Origin of the sequence: Acidovorax delafieldii 2AN, assembly GCF_000175235.1 — a bacterium.
Taxonomy (GTDB): Bacteria; Pseudomonadota; Gammaproteobacteria; order Burkholderiales; family Burkholderiaceae_C; genus Acidovorax; species Acidovorax delafieldii_B.
Genome location: NZ_ACQT01000611.1, coordinates 1 through 656, shown reverse-complemented (window position 1 = coordinate 656; position 656 = coordinate 1). Strand labels below are relative to the sequence as shown.

1 protein-coding gene is annotated in these 656 nt (G+C 70.9%); it reads left to right on the top strand.

All coding sequences use genetic code 11. The features are described 5' to 3' along the window. Positions 1-602, top strand: a 602-nt coding sequence (locus ACDELDRAFT_RS23355; protein WP_005801925.1) for an NAD(P)/FAD-dependent oxidoreductase, incomplete at its 5' end; no start/stop codon positions are given. Positions 603-656: the final 54 nt, after the last annotated feature.

The window sequence follows — 656 nt, the reverse complement described above, 5'->3', positions numbered from 1 at the left end:
GCTGGCAAGTGCGCACCGAAGCGGCCGAAGGCGCCCAGCATGTCTACGCTGGCTTCGACGCCGTTTTGCTGGCGCAGCCGGCAGCTCCCGCGCAGGCCCTGGTGGCCATGTCGGGCCTCAACACCTCGCTCAGCCCCGACCTTGGCCGGGTGACCACCGCCCCGTGCTGGACCCTGATGCTGGCATTTCCACAGGCCGTGCGGCCGGGCCTCACCACGCTGGGGCCCCAGTGGAACGCAGCGCGCAGCACGCACCACCGCATTGCCTGGCTGGCGCGTGAATCCTCCAAGCCCGGCCGGACCACCATTGAACGCTGGACCGTGCAAGCCAGCCCCGCCTGGTCGGCAGAACACCTCGAAGACGACGTGGAACGCGTGCAGTCCAAGCTGCTCAAGGCCTTTGCTGAGGTGACGGGCATCCGCGCCGAGCCCGACTACGCCGACACGCGCCGCTGGCGCTATGCGCAGACCACGCAGCCGCTGGGCCGCAGCCACCTGTGGGACGCCAATCTGGCCCTTGGAGCCTGTGGCGACTGGTGCCTGGGGCACCGCCTCGAAGATGCCTTTGTGTCCGGTCTGGAGCTGGCACTCGCCGTGGCATGACGGCGGGCCCCAGCGCCCGCGCCAACGCCGCAGCGCCGCCGTGGCAGGCCGACG